Origin of the sequence: Microbacterium sp. NPDC058342, from assembly GCF_042723935.1 — a bacterium.
In the GTDB taxonomy this organism is placed as follows: Bacteria; Actinomycetota; Actinomycetes; order Actinomycetales; family Microbacteriaceae; genus Microbacterium.
In genome coordinates, this window is record NZ_JBHXID010000001.1 from 1815601 (window position 1) to 1831172 (window position 15572).

Here is a 15572-nt window from a genome sequence, read left to right on the forward strand (position 1 = left end):
TGGGACGAACGCTGGACATCCTATCGAGAGCCCGCCGCCGGCATGCCGGAAGGTCTGTCCGCGCCTCCGGGAAGGCCCTGCGACGCCCGCAGATCGCCCGGCCTCCGGCGTCCGCTCCGCCCGTGGCGGCGTAGGCTGGAACCACCGTGAAGCACAGCCGACGCACCCCCTCCGTCACCTCCCTGCCGCCGTCGCCGCAGGACGAGGCGACCCACCGCGTGCGTCGCTACGCCCTCACCATGGGCATCCGAACCGCCTGCTTCCTGCTCATGGCGCTGGTTCAGCCGATCGGCTGGTGGACCTTCGTCTTCGCGGCCGGCGCGATCTTCCTGCCCTACATCGCCGTCGTCTCGGCGAACGCCGGCGCGGACAGCACGCCGTCCGTGGTCGAGTCGCCGCAGCTGGAGCTGGAGTCCCCCGACGCAGCCGCGGACGGACCCGAACCGACCACGCCGGATGTCATCACGATCCACGAGGACCGCGGCGGGCCGCAGGCGGACCGCGGTGCGCACGACGACGGGCCGGAGGCGCGATGAGCGCTCCGATCGAGTGCGCCCGCGCCGACTGCCCCGCGGCTGCCACCCACCACATCGTGTGGCGCAACCCGCGCATCCACAGCGCCGACCGCCGCAAGATCTGGCCGGCGTGCGACGCGCACGTCGGCTTTCTCGCCGACTACCTGAGGACCAGAGACTTCCCCGTCGAGGTGCATGAGGGGCTGCCGGCATGAACCGTGCCCTGCTGCGTTGGGGCGGTTACCTCGTCGTCGCGATCCTGTTCGCGGTGGCGTGCGCATTCCTGTCTCAGTGGCAGTTCGATCGCAATGAGCAGCGAAGCGCTGAGATCACCCTCGTCGAGCGCAACTACGACGCGAGCCCCGCCGATGTCGACGAGGTCGTCACCGGCGACGGCGCCCTGGATCCGCAGGCGCAGTGGCGACCGGTTCGTCTGCACGGCGAGTATCTGCCGGATCAGCAGGTTCTCGTGCGCAACCGGCCGCATGGCGGCACGAGCGCTTACGAGGTGCTCGTGCCCTTCCGCGACGAAGGCGGCCGGGTCCTTCTCGTGGACCGGGGCTGGGTTCCGCCGGGCGACGGGGACTCCCCCGACTCCGTGCCCGCTCCCCCGGCCGGCAAGACGACGGTGATCGTCCGCATGCGTCCGGGCGAGCAGCTTCCGGCGTCCGGTCGGGGCGCACCCGAGGGACAGGTGCCGACGATCCACCTGCCGACCATCGCCGATCGGGTGAATCCTGAGCTGGTCACGGGCGGCTACGGGCAGCTGGCTTCCGAGGAGCCCGCGCCGCATACGGCGCTGGGCGGATTCACGTCTCCGGCGGAGGATCCGGGCCCGCACCTGTCCTACGCGATCCAGTGGATCCTGTTCGCCGTCATGGGGTTCATCTTCATCGGCTACGTGATCCGCACCGAGATCGTGAAGGCCCGGGAGGATGCCGGAGAGCGGAGCAGGCCTCAGCCGCGGCGACGCGACCGAGACGCCGACGACGAGGACGCGCTGCTGGACGCCGTCGGGCGCTGAACTCGGCGGAGCCGCGATACCGTGGAGCGGTGCAGCGCTTCGACAGTCCTGATGAGGCCCGACCGGCCCATCCGCGCCTCGCATTGCGCGCTGCGTTCCATAACGCCGGTCTGGGCCTTCGCCGCGGCGTCGTCGATCTCGCGCCCACCTCGGATTCGTGGGCGCGAGCCTTCGTCGGCGTCCACCGCGTGCTGCGCGACACGGCTCCCGCATCCGTCGTCGCCATCGACCACATCGGCTCGACCTCGGTCCCCGGTCTGGACGCGAAGCCCGTCCTCGACATCGGGGTCGCGGTGCGTCACGGTGCGTCGCCGGCTCCGCTCGACGACTGGCTGACAGGCCTCGGGATGCTGCTGCGCGGAGACGCGAACGAGGTGCGACCGGACCGCATGTACGGCTTCGAACTGGAGCCCATGATCCGCCTCGCCAACGTGCATGTCGTCGAGGCGGACTCCGAGGACCGGCGACGGTACCTGGCCTTTCGGGACCATCTGCGCGCGCACCCCGCTGATCGAGACGCCTACGCCGCCCTCAAGCACGACCTCGCGGTCCGGCACCCGCTCGACCGTCTCGCCTACATCGACGGCAAGTCGGCCTTTATCACGGCCCGCCGCGGCGAGTGAGCGGCCTCCGGCGAGCTCAGGCGAGCTCGATGAGGTCCTGGTACTCCTTGCTCCAGATGTCCTCGACGCCGTCGGGCAGGATCAGCACGCGCTCGGGGTTGAGGGACTCGACCGCGCCGGGGTCGTGCGAGACGAGCACGACGGCGCCCTCGTAGTGAGCGAGGGCTCCGAGGATCTCCTCGCGCGAGGCGGGGTCGAGGTTGTTCGTGGGCTCATCCAGCAGGAGCATGTTCGCCGACGACACGACGAGGGTCGCCAGTGACAGGCGGGTCTTCTCACCGCCCGAGAGCACGCCGGCAGGCTTGAGGACATCGTCTCCGGTGAACAAGAACGAGCCGAGCACCTTGCGGGCCTCGGTCTCGGTGATGTCGGGCGCCGCGGACATCATGTTCTGCAGCACCGAGCGATCGACGTCGAGGTTCTCGTGCTCCTGCGCGTAGTACCCGATCTTCAGGCCGTGCCCCGGCTCCAGCTGGCCGGTGTTCGGCTTGTCGACGCCGGCGAGGATCCGCAGCAGCGTGGTCTTGCCCGCGCCGTTGAGTCCGAGGACGACGACCTTCGAGCCCCGGTCGATCGCGAGGTCGACGTCGGTGAAGATCTCGAGCGATCCGTAGGACTTGGACAGACCGGATGCCATCAGCGGGGTCTTGCCGCACGGCGCCGGCTTCGGGAAGCGCAGCTTCGCGACGCGCTCGACCTGACGCACCTCGTCGAGGCCCGCCAGCAGCTTCTCGGCGCGCGCGACCATCTGATGCGCGGCGGCGGCCTTCGACGCCTTGGCGCCGAAGCGCGCCGCCTGCATCTGGAGCTGGCTCGCCTTCTTCTCGGCGTTGGCGCGCTCCTTCTTGCGGCGCTCCTCATCGGCCACCCGCTGGCGCAGGTAGTTCTTCCAGTTCATGTTGTAGATGTCGATGACCTGACGGTTCGCGTCGAGGTAGAACACCCGGTTCACGGTGTCGCCGACGAGATCCTCGTCGTGGCTGATCACGATCAGCCCGCCCTTGTATCCCTTCAGGAACTCCCGCAGCCACACGACGCTGTCGGCGTCGAGGTGGTTGGTCGGCTCGTCGAGGATCATCGTGCCTGCATCCGAGAACAGGATCCGCGCCAGCTCGATGCGCCGTCGCTGGCCGCCCGAAAGGGTCTTCAGGGGCTGATCGAGGATCCGGTCGGGCAGCGAGAGATTGTTGGCGATGGACGCCGCCTCGGCCTCGGCCGCGTAGCCGCCCAGCGCCTCGAAGCGCTCGGTGAGGTTGGCGAACTTGCGCATGGCGCGCTCGGCGATCTTCGGGTCGTCGGATGCCATGTCGTGAGAGGCCTGCGAGATGCCCAGCTGGATGGTGCCGAGGCCGCGCGCGTCGAGGATGCGCGTGCGCGCCAGCATCTCGGGATCGCCCGAGCGGGGATCCTGCGGCAGATAGCCGAGTTCTCCGGAGGCGGTCACCTTGCCCTCGGAGGGCAGCACGTCACCGGCGAGCACCTTGGTCAGGGTCGTCTTGCCCGCGCCGTTGCGCCCCACCAGCCCGATCTTGTCACCGTCGGCGACGCGGAACGAGACGTCCGACATCAGCACGCGTGCGCCGACGCGGATCTCGAGGTCATGCACGGCGAGCACAGCGGGGTATCCGTTCGTCAGGGAGGGGCAGCGGCCGATGGGCCAGCCTCCCAGTATAGTTCGCGGTTTCGGACAGAACCCCTCTGCGGTATGACGGCGACGATACTGCGGGGTGATGTGCGAGTGCGGGAGCACTTCGTAGCGTCGGACGCGTGGACATCATCAACGACCTCATTCTGCAGGCGGTCGCCTCGCCGTGGATTCCGCTCATCCTGTTCGCGGTCGCCGTGATCGACGGGTTCTTCCCGCCCATCCCGAGTGAGACCGTGCTGGTCGCGGCGGCGGCGGTCTCGGTCTCGGCCGGCGGCGTGAACATCGTTCTGCTGTGTCTCGCGGGTGCACTGGGGGCGATGATCGGCGACAACATCGCCTACGCTCTGGGCCGGGCCATCGGCACCGAGCGGTTCCGGTGGATGCGGCGCCCGCGGGCCGCCGCGGCGTTCGAGGCGGCGCGGCGCGCTCTCTCGCGCGGCGGCGCCGGGCTCATCCTGGGCGCGCGCTATGTGCCGGTCGGGCGGGTCGCGGTGAACATGTCGGCAGGCGCTCTCGACTATCCCTGGCGGCGTTTCCTGCCTCTCTCGCTGCTCGGCGGCGTCACCTGGGCGGCGTACAGCGCCGGCATCGGCCTCCTGGCCGGCCAGTGGGTGAAGGACCAGCCCATGCTGAGCGCCGTCATCGGGGTCGGACTCGCGCTGGCGATCGGCATCGTCGTGGATCGCATCGGCGCTCACCGTCGTCGCACCCGCGGCGCACGGCGCGCTGCGGACACGGATGTCGACGCAGACCGGCTGGGCGCGACGATGGGAGGATGACGGTATGACCGATACGGCGAACCGCGCGCCGCGGCCCGCGGCGGCGCTGTGGGGGCTCGGCGCGGTGCTCGTGGCGCTCTACGCGATCCTCGTCCCGATCCACGCGACGCTCTACGGCGTCGCACTGCCCACCGCGTTCCTGCTCGGTGCGGCCGTCTGCGTCGCCCCGGCTGTCGCCGTGCGTGCTCCCCGCTCGGCGATCGCGGTGTTCTCGGCTGCGGCCTTCGCTCTTCCGCTGACCGTGTCGCCGGTCCGGGATCCGTTCTGGCCCTGGCCGTGGTCGGTTCCGGCGCTCATCGTGTTCGCCGTCTTTGTGCTGATCGTCACGACACTGCACGGATGGCGTCTCGGCGGGCTCTCCCTGCTTCTCGGCCTGACCGGATCGCTCACCGCCCCGTTGCTGCTGACGAAGGCGGCCACCGCGAACGCCGCGGGAGCCGACCTCATCGTCACCGCATCCATCGCCGGGGTGGCCTACGTCGTCGGCGTGCTGCTGGCCGGCCGCCTGCGACTCGGGGCCGAGCTCACCCGCGAGCGGGAGCACGTGGCCGTCGAACAGTCCCGGCGCGAGCTGGCCGAGGAGCGCACGCGCATCGCGAGAGAGCTGCACGACGTCGTCGCGCACAGCATGTCCCTCATCCAGGTGCAGGCGTCGACCGCGCGCTTCCGTGCGCCCGACCTGCCCGACGCAGCGGTCGCCGAGTTCGAGTCGATCGCCGCCTCCGCCCGCGGGGCCCTCGTCGAGATGCGGCGCATCCTGGGCGTGCTGCGCACCGACGACCACACTGCCGAACTCGCCCCGCAACGTGGCATCGACGACATCCCGGCGCTGGTCGAGACGACGCGACGCGCCGGCGCCGTCGTCGAGCTCACCGGGCGGGTCGAGGGCGACGTCTCCGCGGCGAGTCAGATCGCGTCCTATCGCATCGTGCAGGAGTCGTTGAGCAACGCGGTCCGTCACGCTCCCGGCTCCCCGATCGCCGTCGACGTCGCCGCCGACGCCGCGGTGGTGACGATCAGCGTCCGCAATGCCCCCGTCTCCGACGCTCCCCTTCCGGCGGCGGGTCACGGACTGCGGGGCATGTCCGAGCGTGCCGGCCTGCTCGGCGGCGAGCTCCGGGCCGGCCCCGACGGCGACGGCTGGCTCGTGAGCGCACGCCTCCCCCGCCGGCCCGCCGTCCCCCGGCCCGAAGGAGCATCATGACCATCGAGGTCCTCATCGCCGACGATCAGGCGATGGTCCGCGCCGGCTTCGCCGCGCTGCTGGATGCGCATGAGGGCATCCGCGTCACCGGCCAGGCCGCCGACGGCGCCGAGGCCGTGACGCTGTCGGCGCGCCTCGATCCCGACGTCATCCTGATGGATGTGCGGATGCCCGAGCTCGACGGGATCGAGGCGACACGGCGCATCCTCGGTCCTTCCTACCCCGCGGCGAAGGTGCCGCGCATCCTCATGCTCACCACCTTCGACATCGACGACTACGTGTACGACGCCCTGCAGGCCGGCGCCAGCGGGTTCCTGCTCAAGGACGCCCTTCCCGAGGAGCTCGTCCAGGCCGTGCGGGTCATCGCCGGCGGCGATGCGCTCCTCGCCCCGCGTGTGACTCGCCGCATGATCGAGCATTTCGCATCCCGGCGCCCGCCGGCTCCTCGGTCCCGCTCGGCGCTGCGCGATCTCACCGAGCGCGAGCTCGAGGTGCTGACTCTGATCGGGCGCGGTCGGTCGAACGCGGAGATCGGGGCGGAGCTGTTCATCGCCGAGCAGACGGTGAAGACGCATGTGGGCAAGGTGTTCGCCAAGCTCGAGCTGCGCGACCGCGTGCACGCGGTGATCCTCGCCTACGACGCCGGCCTGGTCGAACCGGCCTCCTGACGGTGGACGAGACCACGGTATGAGAGACGACGACCCCGTGGAGTGATGACCGTCCCGGCACCCGGTTCATAGCCTGCGGGACATGACATCACCGTCCTCCTCCGCGCCCGTCCCGACGCGCGATCGCGCGATCGATCTCGTCCGTGCCCTCTGCATCATCGGCGTGGTCGTGCTGCACTCGCTGATGGCAGGGGTGACCCTCGGTCCGGAGGGGCCTGTCTTCGCGAATGCCGGCGAGACCGGCTTCTGGCTCGTTCCCGTGAGCTGGCTGCTGCAGGTGATGCCCCTCTTCTTCGTGATCGGCGGCTTCTCGGGCCTGTCAGGTCTGCGCGCGGCACGCCGGCGCGGCGGGAGCGCGGCGGCCTTCGCCGCGTCGCGCGTGCAGCGGCTGCTCATACCGGCCGTGGCCGCCGTCGGCACGGCCGGTATGCTGCTCACCCTCCTGCGCGATGCCGGGGTCGGCGACGACCTCGTCGAGATGGCCGGATACCGCTTCGGTCAGCCGCTGTGGTTCCTCGGCGTCTTCCTGCTCTGCCAGGGGCTGCTCCCGGTGATGGTGCACCTGCACGAGCGGGCGCCGCTGCGCACGCTCGGACTGCTGGCCGCCGCTGCGCTCGCGGTCGACGTCGTTCGCGAGAGCAGCGGCATCCCCGCGATCGGATTCCTCAACCTCGCGTTCGTCTGGCTCGCGCTTCAGCAGCTCGGCTTCCTGCTCGCCGACGGGCGCATCGACGCCCTGCCGGTGCGCACCCGCATCGCCGCCGCCGCCGGCGCCCTCGCCCTGCTGATCGCCTCCTTCGCATCGGGCGTGCACTCCCCCGACCTCGTCGCCAACATCAACCCGCCGACGACGGCCCTGCTGCTCGTCGGCGTCGTCCACACGGCCGCCTTCTCGCTGCTGCGTCCGCGACTGTCGGCTCTCGCCGCGCGTCCCCGTGCGGATGCGTTCATCTCCTTCGTCAGCGCCCGTGCGATGACGATCTATCTGTGGCACATGCCGGTCGTGCTCACTCTCGCAGGCGTCACCGCCGTGATCGGGCTCGCCGCGGGACTGCAGCTTCCCGTCCCGGCTTCCGCGTCGTGGTGGCTCACCCGGCCGCTCTGGCTGGCCTGCGTCCTGGCCGGGACGGTGCTGCTCGCCATCCCCCTGGCGCGCCTGGAGCGCATCCGTCCGCCGCGCGGCGGCGCGTCAGCACGGCGGGCGTCGGCGGCGGTGATCATCGGCGCGGCAGGAGTCGGTCTGCTGCTGGCTGCGGGGACCACGCCGACGACGGCGCTGCTGGCGGTCGGATGCTGGCTGCTCGCGCTGCAGCTCACGCTGACTTCCCCCGTTCCCGCACCGGCGCCCTTCCGGGCGGCCGCGGTGTTCCGGTGACCGGCGTGAGCCGACGTGCATCGCTCACGAACACGTGGGCGCGCATCCACGCGGCTCATCGGGCGATGCCCCGTGCGACGAGCGCATCGCCGACGTCGTCGGCGTGCCGCAGGGTCATGACCAGCAGCGGCAGCACGGCACCCGCGCCCAGCCGCACCCCGCGCACGCGCTGCGCATCGCGCACCTGCGCGGCGAAGCCGGCGATGACGGGGACCATGGCGATCGTCAGCGACAACGTCAGGGCCACGGTCTCGGGGTCGACGCCGAGTCGACGCAGCGGAGCCGACGCACGGCGCAGGACGTCGAGAAGATCTCCCATCCGCGTCGTGCGGGTGACGAGGTCGGCCAGCAGGAGCAGTGCAACGACCCGGCCGGCGCCTTCGAGGGCGGCCGGCGCCGAGACGAACAGCCACAGCGCGCCGCCGAGCACCGCGATGAGCCAGCGGAGCCGCCACCAGGCGTTCACGAGCTGTCGCCACGGCAGTCGCGCCAGGGGATGCAGTGCACTGACGGCCACGAGGATCGCGACGGTTCCCACGGCGCCGGGGTGCACCAGTGAGAGCGTGAGGGCGGCCGCAGCCAGCGCGCCGAGCTTCACGCCCGCGGGCACGCGGTGCAGGAACCCGTCGCCGGGTGCGTACAGCGAGATCACGCGCAGCTCCGGCGGTACTCCTCGATGACCGCGGCAGGATCGCCGGCAGCCTGCACGGTGCCTGATTGGAACAGGACCGCCTCATCGCATCGCGCGGCGAGTTCGAGGTCGTGGGTGACGAGCACCAGGGGAACGTCCAGACCGAGCAGCAGGTCGCCGATCCGGCGGGCGTTGCGCAGATCGAGCAGGGTCGTCGGCTCGTCCGCCACCACCAGCGCCGGCTCTGTGGCGAGCACAGCGGCGATGGCGAGCAGCTGGCGCTGGCCGCCGGACAGCGCCGAAGCGGGCACGTCGCCAAGCCCGCGCAGACCGTACCGGTCGAGGATCTCCTCGACGCGGGCGGAGCGCTCGGCCCGCGGCGCGGATCGGAGAGACAGCGCCAGATCCTCCGCCGGCGTGGGCATGAGGATCTGCGCCTCCGGGTTCGTGAACACGAAGCCGACCCGGCGCCGCACCGCGGCCGCTTCGCGCACCGCATCGAACCCGAGGACCCGGATGCTGCCGGCGGTCGGTGTACGGAGCCCGTTGAGCATCCGGACGAATGTCGACTTGCCCGAGCCGTTCGCGCCGATCACCGCCGTGCGACCGGCCGCCAGGCGCAGGCTGACATCGCGGAGCAGGACGGTGCCGTCCACCTGCAGGCCGACGCTCTCGAACACCGCGGCCGTGTCGGTCGCGGTCCGGTCAGCGGGCATGCGCGAGGTGGCCCCGGGCGGGGAACGCCCGCGGGTAGGCGCGGCGCAGCGCGACCGCGAGAGCCGTCGCCGCGACCGCCTTCAGCACGTCGCCGGGCAGGAAGACCAGGCTGGACAGCGCCGTCGGCGCCAGCGGCACTCCGGTGACCAGCGCCTGCACGGGGATGCCGAGCAGGTAGACGACCAGGATGCCGCCGATGAGAGCGCCGAGCGCCGCGCGCCACCAGGTGAAACGCGGGTGGTGGGCGATCAGGCCGACGACGACGGCTCCGGCGATCCACCCGGCCAGGTACCCGGCCGTCGGGCCGACGAGCACGCCGAGCCCGCCGCGCCCTCCCGCGAGCACCGGGAGCCCGGCGGCCGCCAGGACGATCACGACGACGACGGCCGACGGTGCCCGCCGCGCTCCCAGGACGAGTCCCGCGAGCATGACACCGAGGGTCTGGGCCGTGATGGGCACACCCGCGGGCATCGGGATCGTGACGGTGCCGAGCACGACGATGAGCGCGGCGAAGACGGCGATGCGCGCCAGTTCGGCGGCGGCGGGGCGCCGGGGCTCGACGCGCTGGACGGTCTCGGTCATCGGGTTCCTTCCGGGCGGAGCGGCGCACGACCGCTCCTGAACACTGTTCACCTGAACGGTGTTCACTATACTGGTCGCATGCCTCCTTCACGTCACGACCGCCGCAGCGTCGTGGAGTGCGCGCTTCGGCTGCTGGACGAGGTCGGCCTGCCCGATCTCTCGATGCGCCGGCTGGCCGCCGAGCTGGACGTTCAGCCCAGCGCGCTCTACTGGCACTTTCCCAGCAAGCAGGCGCTGCTCGCCGCCGTCGCCGATCGCATCCTCGACGCGGTGCCCCGGCCCGACGCGGAGCTCGGGCTGCCCGCGGTGGGCGGCGCGATCCGCGACGCCCTGCTCGCCTATCGCGACGGCGCGGAGGTCGTGATGAGCACGTACGCGCTGCGCCTGGGCGCGCGCCGCGCCCAGGACGCTCTCATCGCGTCCCTGCCGACTCACGACGAGGCTCAGGCCGATGCGGCGTTCGAGTTCATCCTCGGCCACACCACCCTCGTGCAGCAGCGGATGCATGCGCAGAGCATCGGCGCAGTCGACCCGGATCGCGCCGATCCCTTGGCCCGGGCGGACGAGGTCTTCCAGGCGGGCATCCGCAGCTTCAGCGGCGTCCGCCCGGTCCGTCGCCCATCCTGAGCCCGGGCAGCAGCGACAGCAGCACCAGAGCCGCCGCGAGCAGGTAGACCGTGACGTAGCCGGAGCCGCCGACCGGGAGCAGCGTGAAGCCCAGCCCCGCCACCGCGATCAGGACTGCCGATCCGGTGGAGTCCGAGATCGACAGGGCGGATGAGTTGAAGCCCTCGTTCGCGGTGGTCGAATACGCCAGCGTGAGCACTGTGAGGCGCGGATAGAGCAGACCCATCCCCGCACCGGCCAGCCCCCACGCGACGACGACGATCCAGGGCGAGCTCTCGGCGATGCTGACGATCAGCACCCCGCCGACGCCGGCCAGCATCAGCGCGACGGCGAGCACGGTGATCCGGATGCTGCCCAGCGCATCACCGTACCGGCCCTGCACCGCCGACGCACCGGACCAGCCCAGGGCCGCGAGCGTCAGCGCCAGACCCGCGAACGTCGGCGAGAACTCGAACCGATCGATCAGCAGCTTGGGAACGTACGCCTCAGCGGCGAAGAACGCTCCCGCCGCGATTCCCCGCATGAGCACGACGCTCGGCAGCGCCGGTGCCGCGCGCAGAGTACCGGCTGGCAGCAGAGGAAGCAGCGCCGCGGCGATCAGGGCCACGGCGCCGAGCGCGAGCGGCACGCCGAGGGCCGCCGGCGCATCCGCGGCGAACCCCACCGTGACGGCGCAGACCGCGACGACGGCGGCCAGCAGCATCCGCAGCGCCACCCGGCCGCGTGGCGAACCGCTCGCGGGAGGCTCGGGCTCGTCGCCCTCCGTCGCGTCGGCTGCGAGCGACACGCCGCGCAGCCGCGCCGCGACGAGGGCGAACGCGGCTGCGGTGAGCACGGCGACGCCGAGGAACGTCCACCGCCAGTGCAGGAACTCGGTGACCGCGCCGGCGAGGAACGGTCCGATCATGGACGGCACCACCCATGCCGCCGCGTACGCCGCGAAGATCCGGCCGTGCAGGTGCGGCGGGTAGATGCGGGCGACGACCACGTACAGCGCCACCGTCTGGCCACCGGCGCCCAGCCCCTGGATCAGACGTCCGACGATGAAGGTGTGCATGTCGAGGGCGAAGCCCGACACGAGCAGACCCGCCGCGAAGAGCGCGACGGCCGCGTACAGCGGAGCGCGCGGGCCGGAGCGGTCGCTCCACGCACCCACGGCGACCATGCCGATCACGCCCGTCGCGAGCGTGGCCGAGAACGCGACGGCGAACAGCGCCTGACCGTGCAGGTCGTCGGCGACGACCGGCATGACGGTCGTCACAGCCAGCGCCTCGATCGCCGCGAGGAAGATCAGCACGACGGTGCCGATCGTGATGCCGATGCGGGTGCGGTCCCAGATCGTGGCGGCGGCCGGGCCGCTCACTCCGCACCCGGGAGGATCGACGCCGGGGCGGAGATCTTCTCCCTGGCGGCCGCGATGCGCTCGACGGCTTCGGTGAGGATCTCGGGGCTCGTTCCGAAGTTCACCCGCACGTGTCCCGCACCCTCCGCCCCGAACGCCGGGCCGTAGTGCAGAGCGACCCTGGCCTGGCGCAGGATCTGCTTCGCCGGGTTCGACCCCCATCCCAGCCCGCTGAGATCGACCCAGCCGAGGTATCCGGCATCCGGCATCCGGTAGTGCGCCTCGGGCAGATGCTGCGCGAGCAGCGCTTGCAGCAGTCGCCGGTTCTCGTCCAGCGTGACGAGCAGTCCGTCCAGCCAGGCGTCGCTTTCCGGCGAGAACGCCGCGACCGCGGCGAGCAGACCGAACTGCCCGGTGCGCCACTCCACCTCCACCGGCAGTCCCCGCAGCACCGCATGGGTCTCGTCGGACGCGGCGACCATCAGCGCGCACTTGAGCCCCGCGAGATTGAACGCCTTGCTCGCGCTGACCACGGCGTAGCCGATCCGTCCGGCGGCCCCACCGCTCGCCAGGAACGGGGTGAACGCGGCATCTGGCTGCGCGAGGGGTGCGTGGATCTCGTCGGAGATCACGGCCGCGCCGTGGTCCTCGGCGAGCCGCGCGAGCGCGGCGAGGCTCCCGGCGGAGTGGACGGTCCCGGTCGGATTGTGCGGGTTGCACAGCAGGATCGCTCGCGCACCGGCCGCCAGCGCCGTCGCGATGCCGTCGAGGTCCAGCTCCCAGCCCTCGCCCGTGTCACGGAGCGGCACCCGTTCGACCACGCCGCCCGCCTCGGTCACGAGATCGAAGAACGGCGGGTACACCGGAGGGTTCACCACGACGCGCTCGCCGGGCCGGATCACCCGGCGCTGGATCTCCACGATGCCCATGCTCACATCAGCCGTGGAGCGCATGCGCGCAGGGTCCGGAGTCCATCCGAACCTTCGCCCGGCGAACCCGGCATAGGCGGATGCCAGCGGTGTCCGCGAGGCGACATAGCCCGTGTCTCCGCTGCGCACCGCCTTCTCGAGCGCCGCCGTGACCGTCGGTGCGAGGGGGAAGTCCGTCTCGGCGACGAACAGCGGAAGGACGTCGTCCGGGTACTCGCGCCACTTCTCGCTGGTGCGCTCCCGCAGCTCCGCCAGCGCGAGCGCGTCGACCCTCATCTCAGATCGCGAAGCCGAGGGCGCGCATCATGTCGCGACCGTCGTCGGTGATCCGCTCCGGACCCCACGGCGGCATCCACACCCAGTTGATCCGGAACCGGTCCACCACGGAGTCCAGTGCCTGCGCGGTCTGCTCCTCGAGCACGTCGGTGAGCGGGCATCCGGCGCTGGTGAGCGTCATGTGGATGACCAGGGCGTCGTTCTCGTCGTCCCAGGCGAGATCGTAGATCAGGCCGAGGTCCACGACGTTGATCCCGAGTTCGGGATCCATGACGTCCTTCAGTGCCTCGGTGACCTGATCGTACTTCTCCTCGGTCAGCGTTGCGGTCATGGCCTCAGCCTACGCTTCGATCGGCGCGGCGGGGTCGAGGAAGCGATCGTAGCCCTCGTCCTCGAGCCGGTCGGCCAGCTCCGGGCCGCCCTCTTCCACGATCTTTCCCGCCACGACGACGTGCACGTAGTCGGGGCGGATGTAGCGCAGGATGCGGGTGTAGTGCGTGATGAGCAGCACACCGAGGTTCGTCGCCTCCTTGGCGCGGTTCACTCCCTCGGAGACGATCTTGAGCGCATCGACGTCGAGACCGGAGTCCGTCTCGTCGAGCACGGCGAACTTCGGCTGGAGCACCTCGAGCTGCAGGATCTCGTGGCGCTTCTTCTCGCCGCCCGAGAATCCCTCGTTGACGTTGCGCTGCGCGAACTTGGGGTCCATGCGCAGGTTCGCCATCGCACCCTTGACGTCCTTCGTCCACTGGCGGATCGAGGGTGCCTCGCCGTCGAGCGCCGTCTTCGCGGTGCGCAGGAAGTTCGTCACGGTGACGCCGGGGATCTCCACCGGGTACTGCATGGCCAGGAAGAGCCCGGCGCGGGCGCGCTCGTCGACGCTCATCTCCAGCACGTCCTCACCGTCGAAGGTGATGGTGCCCTGGGTGACGGTGTACTTCGGGTGGCCGGCGATCGTGTAGGCCAGGGTCGACTTGCCCGAGCCGTTGGGGCCCATGATGGCGTGGGTCTCGCCGGTGCGGATGGTGAGGTCGACGCCGTTGAGGATCGGCGCGGTGCCCTCCTCGGTCTCGACCGTCACGTGCAGGTCGCGGATCTCGAGAACAGACATTCAGACTTCCTTCGTGACAGTGGGGTCGATGAGCACGTCGTCGCCGTCGATCTCGACGACGTAGACGGGGACGGGCTCGTAAGCGGGGAGGTTGAGGGGCACGCCGGTCTCGAGGGAGAACGCCGAGCCGTGGGCCCAGCACTCCAGCGTCTTGCCCTCGACGAAGCCCTCGGACAGCGAGATGTCGCCGTGCGTGCAGCGGTCGCCGATGGCGTGGATCTCGCCGTCGGCATCCTTCACGATGGCGATCGCGACGCCGCCGATCTCGACGCGCAGGGGCGTGTCGGGCTCGAGCTCGCCGGCGCTGCAGGCGCGCTGCGCACTCACGCGGTCACTCCGGCGAGCTCAGCGTCGATGGCGGACAGCAGCTCCTCCTGGAGGGAGGGGATGCGGATGCGCTGCACGACCTCGGTGAGGAAGCCGAGCACCACCAGGCGGCGTGCCTCCTCCTCGCTGATGCCTCGCGCCTGCAGGTAGAACAGCTGCTCGTCGTCGAAGCGCCCGGTGGCGCTGGCATGACCCGCGCCGGCGATGTCGCCGGTCTCGATCTCGAGGTTCGGGATCGAGTCGGCCCGCGCACCCTCGGTGAGCACGAGGTTGCGGTTCGCCTCGTAGGAGTCGGTGCCGACGGCATCCGGCCCGATGAGCACATCGCCGATCCACACGCTGTGGGCGCTGGATCCGTGCAGCGCACCCTTGTAGAGCACGTCACCGGTCGTGTGCGCGCCCTTGTGGTGCAGGTAGACCTGGCTCTCCAGGTGCTGACCGGAGTCGGCGAACGAGAGCCCGTACAGGTAGCCGTGCGATCCGGTCCCCGAGAGCTCGACGCTGGGGTTGACCCGCACGATGCCTCCGCCGAAGCTGACCACGAAGTGGTTGAGCTCCGCGTCTCGGTCGACGCGCACCTGGTGCGCCGAGGAGTGGATCGCGTCGTCGTGCCACTGCTGCACGCTCACGAGGGTGAGCTTGGCGCCGTCGCGGACGATGACCTCGAGGTTCTGCGCGTACTGCGCGACACCGGAGTGACGCAGCACCACCGTCGCCACGCTGTGACGACCCGCCTCGATCACGAGGTGACCGTCGGCGCGTCCGCCGTTGCCGTCGATCTGCAGGACGATCGGCTCGGCGACCTCCTCATCGCTCGGGATGCTGAGGTGCATGGCATCCGCGGAGCCCTGCCAGGCCACCGCGGACACGATGTCCTCCGGCGTGAAGAACTCGCCGCGCGGTGCCTGGCCGAAAGGCAGCGGTGTGGAGAGGTACTGCTCGTGGCTGATGGTGTACGTCACGCCGTCGTTCGCGGCAGCCGGCTCGAAGAGCGAGGCGAGCTGCGCGACGGGCGTGTGCTTCCAGTTGACCTCGCGGCCGGTGGGCGTGCCGAAGTCGTCGGGATCGAACGAACTCGGCCGCTCGGATCGCGTCTGCACCGGTACGAAGCCGGCCGTCGCCACCTGAGCCGCGGGGTCGATGTGCGCGTTCGTCTGCGGCGCCACGGCGGGCGCCTGGGTGGGGGCGGTCATC

At 71.0% G+C, this 15572-nt stretch carries 19 protein-coding genes; 9 read left to right on the forward strand and 10 right to left on the reverse strand.

Translation table 11 applies throughout. The annotated features are described in order from the left end of the window. Positions 1-146 precede the first annotated feature (146 nt). From ACFWHT_RS08460 to ACFWHT_RS08475, 4 genes are read left to right on the forward strand one after another with little or no spacing between them, the layout of a single operon-like run. Positions 147-536: a DUF3099 domain-containing protein gene (locus tag ACFWHT_RS08460; protein ID WP_378827288.1), complete on the forward strand. Its 390-nt coding sequence runs from the start codon at positions 147-149 to the stop codon at positions 534-536. Then, the gene (locus ACFWHT_RS08465; protein ID WP_378827290.1) at positions 533-730 is read left to right on the forward strand and encodes a hypothetical protein; all 198 of its coding nucleotides are present in this window, start codon (positions 533-535) and stop codon (positions 728-730) included. Before ACFWHT_RS08460 ends, ACFWHT_RS08465 begins: the two co-directional genes overlap by 4 nt. Further along, positions 727-1539: an SURF1 family protein gene (locus ACFWHT_RS08470; RefSeq protein WP_378827292.1), complete on the forward strand. Its 813-nt coding sequence runs from the start codon at positions 727-729 to the stop codon at positions 1537-1539. Before ACFWHT_RS08465 ends, ACFWHT_RS08470 begins: the two co-directional genes overlap by 4 nt. A 29-nt stretch (positions 1540-1568) precedes the next feature. Further along, a complete protein-coding gene (locus tag ACFWHT_RS08475) occupies positions 1569-2162 on the forward strand; it encodes a GrpB family protein (RefSeq protein WP_378827294.1) in 594 nt (197 codons plus the stop codon). Between the two features lie 16 nt (positions 2163-2178). On the opposite strand, the gene ACFWHT_RS08480 is transcribed toward ACFWHT_RS08475, so the two are convergent. Beyond that, positions 2179-3777 carry an ABC-F family ATP-binding cassette domain-containing protein gene (locus tag ACFWHT_RS08480; protein WP_378827296.1) on the reverse strand — a complete coding sequence of 533 codons (1599 nt, stop codon included), beginning with the start codon at positions 3775-3777 and terminating at the stop codon, positions 2179-2181. 152 nt (positions 3778-3929) lie between these two features. Between ACFWHT_RS08480 and ACFWHT_RS08485 the strand changes: the two genes are divergently transcribed. The 4 genes from ACFWHT_RS08485 to ACFWHT_RS08500 all read left to right on the forward strand — a co-directional run bounded on the left by ACFWHT_RS08485 (position 3930) and on the right by ACFWHT_RS08500 (position 7836). Next, a complete protein-coding gene (locus ACFWHT_RS08485; RefSeq protein ID WP_378827298.1) occupies positions 3930-4589 on the forward strand; it encodes a DedA family protein in 660 nt (219 codons plus the stop codon). A 4-nt stretch (positions 4590-4593) separates the two neighbouring features. After that, the gene (locus ACFWHT_RS08490) at positions 4594-5793 is read left to right on the forward strand and encodes a sensor histidine kinase (RefSeq protein ID WP_378827300.1); all 1200 of its coding nucleotides are present in this window, start codon (positions 4594-4596) and stop codon (positions 5791-5793) included. Next, on the forward strand, positions 5790-6461 hold the full coding sequence (locus ACFWHT_RS08495) for a response regulator (protein WP_378827302.1): 672 nt from the start codon (positions 5790-5792) through the stop codon (positions 6459-6461). Before ACFWHT_RS08490 ends, ACFWHT_RS08495 begins: the two co-directional genes overlap by 4 nt. Positions 6462-6543: 82 nt before the next feature. Then, positions 6544-7836 carry an acyltransferase gene (locus tag ACFWHT_RS08500; RefSeq protein ID WP_378827304.1) on the forward strand — a complete coding sequence of 431 codons (1293 nt, stop codon included), beginning with the start codon at positions 6544-6546 and terminating at the stop codon, positions 7834-7836. A 55-nt stretch (positions 7837-7891) separates the two neighbouring features. On the opposite strand, the gene ACFWHT_RS08505 is transcribed toward ACFWHT_RS08500, so the two are convergent. The 3 genes from ACFWHT_RS08505 to ACFWHT_RS08515 are packed head-to-tail and all read right to left on the reverse strand — an operon-like array spanning position 7892 to position 9766. Continuing rightward, a complete protein-coding gene (locus tag ACFWHT_RS08505; RefSeq protein ID WP_378827306.1) occupies positions 7892-8488 on the reverse strand; it encodes an energy-coupling factor transporter transmembrane component T family protein in 597 nt (198 codons plus the stop codon). Then, a complete protein-coding gene (locus ACFWHT_RS08510; protein WP_378827308.1) occupies positions 8485-9183 on the reverse strand; it encodes an energy-coupling factor ABC transporter ATP-binding protein in 699 nt (232 codons plus the stop codon). Before ACFWHT_RS08510 ends, ACFWHT_RS08505 begins: the two co-directional genes overlap by 4 nt. Beyond that, on the reverse strand, positions 9173-9766 hold the full coding sequence (locus ACFWHT_RS08515) for a biotin transporter BioY (protein ID WP_378827310.1): 594 nt from the start codon (positions 9764-9766) through the stop codon (positions 9173-9175). Before ACFWHT_RS08515 ends, ACFWHT_RS08510 begins: the two co-directional genes overlap by 11 nt. A gap of 78 nt (positions 9767-9844) precedes the next feature. Here ACFWHT_RS08515 and ACFWHT_RS08520 point away from each other — a divergent pair, with 78 nt between their 5' ends. Next, positions 9845-10393: a TetR family transcriptional regulator gene (locus tag ACFWHT_RS08520; protein WP_378827312.1), complete on the forward strand. Its 549-nt coding sequence runs from the start codon at positions 9845-9847 to the stop codon at positions 10391-10393. On the opposite strand, the gene ACFWHT_RS08525 is transcribed toward ACFWHT_RS08520, so the two are convergent. From ACFWHT_RS08525 to sufD, 6 genes are read right to left on the reverse strand one after another with little or no spacing between them, the layout of a single operon-like run. After that, positions 10359-11756, reverse strand: coding sequence for an MFS transporter (locus ACFWHT_RS08525; protein WP_378827314.1), 1398 nt, complete (start codon positions 11754-11756; stop codon positions 10359-10361). The genes ACFWHT_RS08520 and ACFWHT_RS08525 overlap by 35 nt on opposite strands. Continuing rightward, positions 11753-12940, reverse strand: a complete 1188-nt coding sequence (locus tag ACFWHT_RS08530) for a MalY/PatB family protein (RefSeq protein ID WP_378827316.1) — start codon at positions 12938-12940, stop codon at positions 11753-11755. Before ACFWHT_RS08530 ends, ACFWHT_RS08525 begins: the two co-directional genes overlap by 4 nt. A gap of 1 nt (position 12941) precedes the next feature. Next, complete coding sequence (locus ACFWHT_RS08535) at positions 12942-13271, reverse strand: metal-sulfur cluster assembly factor (RefSeq protein ID WP_378827318.1); 330 nt, start codon at positions 13269-13271, stop codon at positions 12942-12944. Positions 13272-13280: 9 nt separating this feature from the next. Further along, the gene (gene sufC / locus ACFWHT_RS08540) at positions 13281-14051 is read right to left on the reverse strand and encodes a Fe-S cluster assembly ATPase SufC (RefSeq protein WP_378827320.1); all 771 of its coding nucleotides are present in this window, start codon (positions 14049-14051) and stop codon (positions 13281-13283) included. Beyond that, positions 14052-14378, reverse strand: a complete 327-nt coding sequence (locus ACFWHT_RS08545; protein ID WP_378827322.1) for a non-heme iron oxygenase ferredoxin subunit — start codon at positions 14376-14378, stop codon at positions 14052-14054. It lies immediately after the preceding gene. Next, on the reverse strand, positions 14375-15571 hold the full coding sequence (gene sufD, locus ACFWHT_RS08550; protein WP_378827323.1) for a Fe-S cluster assembly protein SufD: 1197 nt from the start codon (positions 15569-15571) through the stop codon (positions 14375-14377). The genes ACFWHT_RS08545 and sufD overlap by 4 nt, the downstream gene beginning before the upstream one ends. Position 15572 lies beyond the last annotated feature (1 nt).

Coding starts and splice junctions, on each gene's coding strand:
- sufD (WP_378827323.1), bottom strand. CDS start 15,571: ATGACCGCCCCCACCCAGGCGCCCGCCGTGGCGCCGCAGACGAACGCG.
- ACFWHT_RS08535 (WP_378827318.1), bottom strand. CDS start 13,271: ATGACCGCAACGCTGACCGAGGAGAAGTACGATCAGGTCACCGAGGCA.
- ACFWHT_RS08510 (WP_378827308.1), bottom strand. CDS start 9,183: ATGCCCGCTGACCGGACCGCGACCGACACGGCCGCGGTGTTCGAGAGC.
- ACFWHT_RS08470 (WP_378827292.1), top strand. CDS start 727: ATGAACCGTGCCCTGCTGCGTTGGGGCGGTTACCTCGTCGTCGCGATC.
- ACFWHT_RS08530 (WP_378827316.1), bottom strand. CDS start 12,940: ATGAGGGTCGACGCGCTCGCGCTGGCGGAGCTGCGGGAGCGCACCAGC.
- ACFWHT_RS08520 (WP_378827312.1), top strand. CDS start 9,845: ATGCCTCCTTCACGTCACGACCGCCGCAGCGTCGTGGAGTGCGCGCTT.
- ACFWHT_RS08490 (WP_378827300.1), top strand. CDS start 4,594: ATGACCGATACGGCGAACCGCGCGCCGCGGCCCGCGGCGGCGCTGTGG.
- ACFWHT_RS08495 (WP_378827302.1), top strand. CDS start 5,790: ATGACCATCGAGGTCCTCATCGCCGACGATCAGGCGATGGTCCGCGCC.
- ACFWHT_RS08515 (WP_378827310.1), bottom strand. CDS start 9,766: ATGACCGAGACCGTCCAGCGCGTCGAGCCCCGGCGCCCCGCCGCCGCC.
- ACFWHT_RS08465 (WP_378827290.1), top strand. CDS start 533: ATGAGCGCTCCGATCGAGTGCGCCCGCGCCGACTGCCCCGCGGCTGCC.
- sufC (WP_378827320.1), bottom strand. CDS start 14,051: ATGTCTGTTCTCGAGATCCGCGACCTGCACGTGACGGTCGAGACCGAG.
- ACFWHT_RS08500 (WP_378827304.1), top strand. CDS start 6,544: ATGACATCACCGTCCTCCTCCGCGCCCGTCCCGACGCGCGATCGCGCG.